Genomic DNA, 9,117 nt, shown 5'->3' with positions numbered 1-9,117 from the left:
CAATGAGGGGTCAGTACGCGCTCCCAAGTGACCGCCTCATGGGCTAACAAACGATAGGCGGCCTGGGTTTCCGCCCAGCCATTGCAGGCGACCGGAATGCTGGCATTCGGTTGCGCCCCTAACCGTTCCGCCATCCGCACCAGTCGTCGATTCAACCGGGCATCACCCAAATCCGCTCCCCCCCAGTTCCGCCGCCGCCCCAACCCACCTCCACCGTCTCCATGATTCTTCACCTTGTGCCGCTTGTTCGCTCCCTCAAAATGGAGGCCGCTACCCTCGCTATCAAGATCTGTGTAATGGATAGCCCCCGTTGCGGGGGAAGGAGATCATGATTTCGTCAACTGCATGAAGGGTGAAAAACAGGGATCAATCACTTCATTTCGGCGATGGAAAGCCGACGCAACATGGCCTTGCGCTTATCCTGATGGGTATCCATTCGCGACAGAATGCCACTCAAGAACTGGACGGTTTCGGTAATGTAGGGACCTTTGTTGAGCATGGCGCATTCGGCGCGGCTGCTCATCACCGCATCCGAGACCTCGGCTCTGGAGGGCGCACCCTTCTTGGCCATGCCTTCCAAAATTTGAGTGGCCCAGATCACCGGCACATGCGCGGCCTCGCATAGCCACAGGATTTCTTCCTGTACCTCGGATAGCCGCTCGAAACCGACCTCCACCGCCAGATCGCCGCGCGCCACCATTACACCCACTGGCGGCGAGCGCAGACTGGCCAGCAGGATGCGGGGCAGATTCTCGAACGCTTGCCGGTTTTCGATCTTGAGCACGATGCCCAGATGCCCACCGCCCAAGCGATGCAAATGATCTTCCAACAGTAGAATATCTTCCGGACCCCGCAGGAACGACAACGCCACCATGTCCACCAAGCCAACGACCTCGCCAAGATCGACGATGTCCTTGTCGGTCAAGGCCGACATCTCAAAATGGGTGTCCGGGAAATTGATGCCTTTTTCCGAGCGCAACCGTCCACCATTGGGGCCGGTGTAGGTGATTTGGACAGTGATGATTTTACCGTCGTTGGCCTTGACCAGGCCGCCGATCTTGCCGTCGTCCAGCCACACATGTTCGCCAGGACGAACCGATTCGAAAGCGGCCGCCAGCGTACAGTGAATCTGGGTGGGCGCGATCACTGCCCCCGATTCGTCCTGTTCGGCGTCGCGGCCGGGTTCGGGATCGCGGGTCAACAGCAGGGTATCGTTGGGGAACAGCGTGAGCGGTAGAACCACTTCCGGCAGTGGACCGATCACCCCATTAGCGATGATGGCCTGGTCACGGACCAGGTCGATCTGGGTTCGATCCAGGACATAGATGACCTGGTCGGTTTCGACCAGATGGGAGTCGCCCTGCCTGGAGATGATGCGTAGATGCCGGTTTCGGCCCCGGCCATCGACGAGACGAATCTCATCGCCCGCTTGCGCCGCTTCGAGTAGCGCGCTGTCGACGGGCATGATCAACGAAACCCCTTCCGGGGCGGCTTCGGGCGCGTCGGACGGCGTCAACCAAACCAGGGCCGGCGATTGCACCCTGGCCAGGTAATCTCGTTTGGGCCGGATTTTGAGCAAGCGCCCCGCTGCCTCCAGGGGACCGGTACGCAGTTTGGGTCCCCCAAGATCGGCCTGGATCCGGCAACTGCGTCCGACTTCCCGTTCGGCGCGGCGCAGATTGTCGACCATCGCCCGCCAAGCCTCGGGGCCGTCGTGCGCACAGTTGATCCGCATGATGTCCATGCCGGCCATCAGCAAATCCCGAACCAGTTGGGGATTGGTGGCGGCTTCGCTGGGCATGGTCACCATGATCCGCACTTGGCGGTTGTTGGATTCGGGACCGAGCAAGGTACGGGTGTGGTCGCGCAGCAGCAGGGGACCGGTACGAAAATCCACCGGTGCATCGGGAGCCGGTCCCAGCTCGCGATGGGTCAGTTGCCCCAGTACCCCAAGAACCGCGTTCAGGCTGGCCAGAACATGTGCTTCGAGTACGCCCAGCGAAGACAGCCCCAGTGAGGCGAGGTCGCGTTGCAGATTGCGAATATCGTGACGGCGCACGCCCATGTAATGCAGCAGGTTGCGGGCGCTGGCGCGGAAAACCGGTTCGATTTGAGCCAGTTCCTCGTCGAAGCTTTGCTCAAGTCGCAACGCTTCGTCACGCAGCAGCATCAGGGAAGGGATTAGACGTTCAAACACGCGGGTGTTGCTTTGCACGGGCATGGAGGCGCTCTCACGGAAAAATAGTTACATAATGTACTTGAAAAACATGAAATTACTATGACTGAACAGAAGTAAATCCCTATCCCCTTTCATGCATGAATGGATACCAGGCGGTTCATCGCAAGAATCGCCTCAGGAAAAGGATCAGTAGCACGAGCAGCGAGATCGCCGCCATGCCCAGCATCACCCACCAGAACGTCGTTTCGTTCCCATCCTGTACTCCCGGTACCCCAACGACATTCATCCCGAAGATGCCGGCGATCAGACTGGGTGGCAGCAGTATGGCGGTAAAGAGCGACAGGATGTAGAGATTGCTGTTGGTTTGCTCCGCCAGCCGGGCGGCCAATTCTTCCTGCAACAGTTTGGCGCGCTCCTGGGTTTCGGTCAGATCGTCGACCAGTTCGCGGAATTCTTCCGCCACATCCACCAGCGCCATGTTATCGACCTCTTCGAACCAATTTGGCGGTCGTCGACACAAACGTTGCAGCATTCGATGCTCGGGACCGAAATGATGGCTCAACCGTACCGCCAGCCGGCGAATGCTACCCAGTTGAATGTGTTGTCCGCGCACACGGCCCGCAAGGACCTGGTCTTCGATGTCATCGAGCATCTCGCGGATTCGCGCCATGGTTTTGTCGAGCTTGGCCACCTGCGACTCGAACAGATGGATGACCAGCTTGGCTGAACTGTCGAAGTAGCGACCGTTATTGATCTCCGTGCGTAACTGGTCGGCGGCGCTGGAGGGTTGCCGGCGCGTGCTGATCAAACAGCCCCGATCCAGATAAAACCGCAGGGCGGCGATTTGTTCCGGATCGAAATCGAGACCGAAGTCGTAACGGATATCGCTGATGACCCCCATGAGACTGTCGCCGATTCGTTCGAGCCGCTTGCGGTCGTCGGTGTCCAGCAAGAACCGACGCGCCGCCTCCGGTAGGGGTTCGCAACGCGCGATCCAATCGCGCGCATGACCGACACGGGCATTGAAGTGCAGCCAGACCACCGTGTTGGGTCGGGCAAGCGCCGCATCCAAATCGCCACCCATGAGATGCTGAATCCGCTGATCGGGCAGCATTGCAAAACCGGAAATCAAACCGTGGAGAGCAGTGTGATATCGGGTCTGGATAATGGATTCGGCAAGATTTGTCATGAGGAAGTGGCGATGTTCCCGAATCAAGTTGACGCCGGTGCGACCAGGCGACTGTAAATCCGCGCCCTGTTGAGCTGCCGGATCAGATGGTGAGCCTGATGGCGGTACAGCAAGCACGGTATGCGGGTCGGCAACCGTTCCATCACCTGCCGCGCCACGCTGAGTTCGCAGCCCACGATCTGTGCGATGAGATTGCCTCCGGCAAACATCACGTCGGCATTCAGCACTTTTTCCACCAGAACCTGGCAGTCGGGGGCGCGGACCTCGCCCCGCTCGATCCGTTGCAAGCTATTGATGGTGGCCAGCACCACCAATTGATCGCCGGCGTCGAGACGCAGTTCGTTGGCGGGAAACAGAGTTGGCGCGGTATGCTCGCGCGGTCGATGGATGAGGGGAGTGACGCCGTAACCGCAGGCTATTTCGACGAGCAGTCGCCCGCAGAGCGTGTCACCGGCTTCGATGAAATACTCCGTGACCAGAACGGTTGACTCGCCCATCCGAAACAAGCCCAGAATGTGTTCGCCGAAAGCGGCACCCGCGAACACTTCGGCCGCCAAGGCGTTGGTGCACAAGACCTGCGTGGCGGGAAACAGCTTGGCGATATGCGCGTCCATTCCGGGGTCGAAGGTCCGAATCACCAGATTGGCCCGAGGATTGACCTGCTTGGCCATGAGCGCCGCTTCCAGATTATCCAGATCGTCGCGCGTGACCGTGACGACGCTCTTGGCGGTGCTCAGATGGGCTTCGTTCAGGGCATCGGCGATTTTTCCCTGCACGACGGGTATGTGCGGCGAAATATTAGGGGCCGCTCCCTGATTGGTAATGACGACCAGCGGCCAGTGCAACTGATGCAGGATGCCCGCGACCCGCCGGCCCATTCCCCCCTGTCCCACGATCACGATATGGTTTTGCCGAGGCACGGGCGGGCGGCGTTGCAGGAACTGAAACTGCATGGATAACAGATGTTCGGTGATCAAACCGTACAGAAGTCCACAAAGGGCGATCCCGGTGAGGGTGAGCAGTAGGCTGAACAGCCGTAGCCACCAGGGAAATGGCGATCCCGATTCCAGGCCGCCGAACACGTCGCCGAAACCGCCCAGCAAGAGGATGACCGTGGCGTAGAAACCCTCCCACGGTGCGTAATCAGGCAGCGCGAACCGGAAAAGCACCGTGCCTATCGCCAACAACGCAGCCGCGAAAAGTCCAGCGACCAGGATGACCCGGCGGGGTCCTCCGGTTTTCCAGAACTGGCCGATACGATTGCGAATCCATCGCCAAAGCCATGGCGGCGACCCGCCTGGCGTGGATTCCGGCTGGTTGGGGGAAGGCAGCATCTCCACTGGTAGTGCCCGCCAGTCCGAAGCCTCCAGCGCGAACACGGTGTCGCCAGCCTGGATGGGCTTGCCCGGATCCCAAGCGGCCAGATGTGGCGTGAGCGTTGAATCGCCGGGCGTCAGATGCGCCAGTACCCGCCGGAAACTGTTGTTCAGTTCTTCGACTCCCCGGCGATTGCACCAGACATCACCCTGGGCGATGGCGCGTTTGACCACGCGGAAGGGCTGATCGTCGACCTTGAACCAACCGATCACGTCTCCACCCAGCGCGGCGGCGGCAAAAGCAGGGGCGGCAACTTCGGTACCTTCATACGCAACGAAATTGCCGAGTTGCTGGTTTAACAACGAGTTGAGGTTTTGTTTCGACGAATGCACCACCAGGCGCGCGCGTGGATTCAGCGCGCGCGCGGCAAAGGCGCTTTCGAGATTTACCCGCTCGTTGCCGGTCACCAGCAATACCGCTCGGCAACGATGGATGCCGGCCCGTTCCAGAACGCTGGCCAGCCGGCAGTCGGCAATGATGAGTTGTTCCAGAATCCGGGGCAGTTCCGGGATTTCCCAAAGCGACGGTTCGGTCAGGTCGATGGCGCTCACCGAGACGCCGAAGGCTTTCAGGGCGGCGGCGCAGTACTGACCAAGACTCCCCAGACCGCAGACCAGCACCAGGTTGCAACCACTAGCGTCGGCTTCTGATGAATTGTCGGAAGGGTCCATGTTCATGCGCTCTTACGATGTCGAACGATCGAGCACTCCAAGCTACTCCCTATCTGTTGCAAACAGAATCGAAGCTCTGTCGGCATTCATGCTTGCCCGTGATGTCAGGCATTCGGTGTGATGCCTTCGGATCCCAAGCATTCTTCAAATCGCAACGGAATCTCCATCATTCCATTGCCATCCCACAGTATTTTGATCTTCCCGTAATGGTCAGGCGATTTTTTTAGAGATTGAATGGAAAACCCGGCGATGGGGACGCGTTGCGCCCCCATCGCGCACCGCATGGAATGTCCCGGAATGTCTTGCCTTGTTCCAAGCTGCTGCTCTCACTCAAGTCGTTTTGATGGAGGTCTCAATGAATCATGTAGAAATCCAAAAACTCTCAGCATGACGTATGTCGCATTTTTATCCATGGCCCTGCTGTCGGATAACGAGCTCGATGACCGCGAAATCGCGGCCATGATCGAGACGCGGATTCAGGACAAGATGGGTATTACCCCGGATCAATTTCGTTCGGCCTTGCACCAACTTTGCGAAGAAATTCTCCTCGACGACGGTGACAAAGCCGGTGTCGCGGTAACCGATCCGGATCAAGCGATCGAAATGATGGTCCTGATTAATCGTGACGCGTCCATGTCATTCGATGACATCTCGCAACTGGTTGATTTGATTTACGACACCGATTCAACGGTCATCAAGGCGACCCTGCTCGATGACAAGCGAATCGATGAAACCCTCGATCGCATCGACAATCCCCAGCTTCAGCTTTGGATCTGCGGCATGCTGCTGTATCTGATCAAAGCCGACAATGTCATTCACGAAAATGAAAAAAGCCTTTTTTAAATCATGTCTTGAAGCATTGGGGGATCACTTCGGACATGTTCCTCGACCAGCTTGAAAAGTGGTGATCGTTTACAAAAAAGCTTCGGATCGCGAGGCCATGCAAGTCACCTTGTTAGCGAGAATATGTTATGGAGAATCACTCCGCTGGACGGCACTCGTTACTGTCGTCGGCGCGCTTACCGGAAAAAGGCAAGCAGGTTACCGCCACTGAAGCGGTCCGACTGATCCGCAATGGCGATACCCTGGCCACCGGTGGTTTCGCCGGGATCGGCGTCCCGGAAAGCCTGCTGATCGCACTGGAACAACGGTTTTTGAATGGAGATCCACAAACCGGCGAATCGGTGGGCCAACCTCGCGATCTGGCGCTCATCTACGCCGCCGGTCAAGTTGACGGCGGCGAACGCGGCCTGAACCATGGAAGCGCGGGTCCACTTGCAGACCTTGCGATCCTGAGCTTTCGGGATTGGGTGCTTCGGATCCCAGGCATTCTTCAAATCGCAACGGAATCTCCATCATTCCATTGCCATCCCTCGTTATCTTGATCCCGCCATGGCTCATGGCTCAATGCTTTCGTGGAGGGTGAGATGACGATTGAAACCATCAACGACAGGTTTTTTGGGGCGTGGAGCACCGCCGACGCACAAGGTGGCGATGCCAACCCGCTCGGACTATCCCTTCCCTTCGGCGACGTTCAGAACGCCTGGTTCGCCTATGCGATCGACACGATGCAGCGTTCGATCCTGTTCTGGGATGCGATGCGCCAGCGCGGCAACATCTATCTCGAACATCGCGCCCAGGGCGAACCACCGATTCTCGATTTTGCCTACGAAATCGTGCTCGATGCCCGCACCTTCAGTCGCCCGGCCAATTATGCCTTGCTGCGCGTTCTGCCCAAGCCGGGCATGACCGTCGATTCCGGGAAGCGGCCTTTCATCATCGTCGATCCTCGCGCCGGCCACGGTCCCGGCGTCGGCGGAATGAAGGAGGATAGCCAGGTCGGGGTTTCGTTGCGCGCCGGCCATCCCACCTATTTCGTCATGTTCTACCCCGAGCCGATGCCGAATCAAACCCTCGGCGATGTCGCCGCCGCGGAAGCGCGTTTCGTCGAGGAAGTCACCCAGCTGCACCCCGAATCCGAAGGCAAGCCCTGCGTGATCGGCAACTGTCAGGCCGGCTGGGCGGTGATGGCCTTGTCGGCGGTGGAACCAGGCTTGATGGGACCGGTGATTATCTGCGGTTCGCCGATGTCCTACTGGGCCGGCGTCGACGGCAAAAATCCGATGCGTTACATGGGCGGCCTGCTGGGCGGCGCGTGGACCACTTCCTTACTGTGCGATCTCGGCGGCGGCAAGTTCGACGGCGCCAACCTGGTCGCCAATTTCGAGCGGCTCAATCCGGCAAACACGCTCTGGACCAAACCTTATAACCTCTATTCCCATATCGATAACGAGACCGAACGCTTTCTCGAATTCGAACGCTGGTGGACAGGGTTCTTCCTGCTGACCAAGGAGGAGATGACTCAGATCGTCAACGATCTGTTCGTCGGCAACAAGCTGCAACGCGGCGGCGTCCGCCTCGCCGGAGGCGCCGCGCTCGACCTGAAGGACATCACCGCGCCGGTCGTGGTGTTCGCCTCGGGCGGCGACAACATCACCCCGCCGCAACAAGCCTTGAACTGGATCGTCGATGTCTACGGCAGCGAGGAGGAAATCAAGCTGCACGGCCAGACCATCGTCTACATCCTGCACCAGGATATCGGTCATCTGGGTATTTTCGTGTCCGGCAAGGTGGCTCAAAAAGAGCACTACGAAATCAATGAGGCCATCGATTTCATCGATATCTTGCCGCCGGGCCTGTACGAGATGGTGATCGAGAAGATGCCGGAAGGCGCCGGCGACCGGCCCGAGGATCGCTATCTTTCTCGGTTCGAGCCTCGCACCATCGCCGATATCCGCCAGCTCGACGACGGTCAGAAAGATAGCGAATTCTTTGCGTCACCCAAATTGGTTTCCGAACTCAACACCCAGTTTTACGAAGCCTTTATCGGCCCATGGGTTCGGATGATGGTCACCGAGCCGCTGGCCCAGACGCTGCGCGAGCTGCAACCGCTGCGGTTACAGTACCGGTTGCTATCGGACGAAAATCCCTTCATGTGGCCATTCCAGATGCTCGCGCCGATGGTGGCGAAGCATCGGCGGCCGGTTGCCGACGATAACCCCTTCCTGACCGCCGAGAAGCATTTTTCCGACAGCGTGGTCACCGTGCTCGACCATTATCGCGACCTCCGCGACCGGATGCAGGAGATGCTGTTCAAGGCGATCTACGGACCCAAGGCATTGGGCGCCTTCATGTACAACGAGGAAGACCTGGAGATCGCCAAGTTCGCGCCCATCGTTCGTTCCAAGCGCGAACAGGCGGAACTCGATTCGGCCATCGAGCGGGTCAAGGGGCGCATGGAAGAAGGGGGGTTCGCCGAGGGTTGGGCGCGAATCGTGGCGACCTTGATGCTGGGCGCGGGCGGCATCAACGAACTTGAGCTGGAAACCGGTCGAAAAGTACGCGAACAACATCCCAAGCTCCGTCAACTGTCGATCAACGAACGCAAGCGTCTGCTCAAGGAGCAATCCTACATGGTGCAACTGGACCCGGATCGGGCAATCGAGTCGCTCGCCAGTCTGTTGCCCACCCTGGAAGAGCGTCGCGAAGCCTGGAATATGGCCAAGGATATCGCCCTCGGCGATGGTGTGATCGATGCCAAACAGCAGGTGGTGCTCGACCGCCTGTCCCAGGCGCTCGAACTCAAGGCGGCCGCCTGAACGAGTCGATCGGGGAAGGCCGCATGCCTGTTCCGGCGCCGA

7 protein-coding genes are annotated in these 9,117 nt (G+C 58.9%); 3 read left to right on the top strand and 4 right to left on the bottom strand.

Annotation, left to right across the window (positions count from 1 at the left end):
• The 4 genes from E4P82_RS16060 to E4P82_RS16045 form a co-directional block, all read right to left on the bottom strand.
• On the bottom strand, window positions 1–233 hold a 233-nt coding region (locus E4P82_RS16060; protein WP_169249832.1), incomplete at its 3' end, for an IS4/Tn5 family transposase DNA-binding protein.
• Between the two features lie 137 nt (window positions 234–370).
• On the bottom strand, window positions 371–2,197 hold the full coding sequence (locus tag E4P82_RS16055; protein WP_420887130.1) for a pyruvate kinase: 1,827 nt from the start codon (window positions 2,195–2,197) through the stop codon (window positions 371–373).
• A 139-nt stretch (window positions 2,198–2,336) separates the two neighbouring features.
• The gene (locus E4P82_RS16050; RefSeq protein WP_169249830.1) at window positions 2,337–3,293 is read right to left on the bottom strand and encodes a CorA family divalent cation transporter; all 957 of its coding nucleotides are present in this window, start codon (window positions 3,291–3,293) and stop codon (window positions 2,337–2,339) included.
• Between the two features lie 98 nt (window positions 3,294–3,391).
• Window positions 3,392–5,416, bottom strand: coding sequence for an NAD-binding protein (locus E4P82_RS16045; protein ID WP_169249829.1), 2,025 nt, complete (start codon window positions 5,414–5,416; stop codon window positions 3,392–3,394).
• A 411-nt stretch (window positions 5,417–5,827) separates the two neighbouring features.
• Here E4P82_RS16045 and E4P82_RS16040 point away from each other — a divergent pair, with 411 nt between their 5' ends.
• The 3 genes from E4P82_RS16040 (at window position 5,828) to E4P82_RS16030 (ending at window position 9,075) form a co-directional block, all read left to right on the top strand.
• Window positions 5,828–6,259 carry a hypothetical protein gene (locus E4P82_RS16040; RefSeq protein ID WP_169249828.1) on the top strand — a complete coding sequence of 144 codons (432 nt, stop codon included), beginning with the start codon at window positions 5,828–5,830 and terminating at the stop codon, window positions 6,257–6,259.
• Window positions 6,260–6,387: 128 nt separating this feature from the next.
• Window positions 6,388–6,801: a CoA-transferase gene (locus E4P82_RS16035; protein ID WP_169249827.1), complete on the top strand. Its 414-nt coding sequence runs from the start codon at window positions 6,388–6,390 to the stop codon at window positions 6,799–6,801.
• Between the two features lie 42 nt (window positions 6,802–6,843).
• Window positions 6,844–9,075: a DUF3141 domain-containing protein gene (locus E4P82_RS16030; RefSeq protein WP_169249826.1), complete on the top strand. Its 2,232-nt coding sequence runs from the start codon at window positions 6,844–6,846 to the stop codon at window positions 9,073–9,075.
• Window positions 9,076–9,117: the final 42 nt, after the last annotated feature.

This window comes from Candidatus Competibacter phosphatis (assembly GCF_012939995.1).
Taxonomy (GTDB): domain Bacteria; phylum Pseudomonadota; class Gammaproteobacteria; order Competibacterales; family Competibacteraceae; genus Competibacter; species Competibacter phosphatis.
This window is presented reverse-complemented; position numbering and strand designations above follow the sequence as displayed.

Coding starts and splice junctions, on each gene's coding strand:
- E4P82_RS16045 (WP_169249829.1), bottom strand. CDS start 5,416: ATGGACCCTTCCGACAATTCATCAGAAGCCGACGCTAGTGGTTGCAAC.
- E4P82_RS16035 (WP_169249827.1), top strand. CDS start 6,388: ATGGAGAATCACTCCGCTGGACGGCACTCGTTACTGTCGTCGGCGCGC.
- E4P82_RS16050 (WP_169249830.1), bottom strand. CDS start 3,293: ATGCTGCCCGATCAGCGGATTCAGCATCTCATGGGTGGCGATTTGGAT.
- E4P82_RS16030 (WP_169249826.1), top strand. CDS start 6,844: ATGACGATTGAAACCATCAACGACAGGTTTTTTGGGGCGTGGAGCACC.
- E4P82_RS16040 (WP_169249828.1), top strand. CDS start 5,828: ATGGCCCTGCTGTCGGATAACGAGCTCGATGACCGCGAAATCGCGGCC.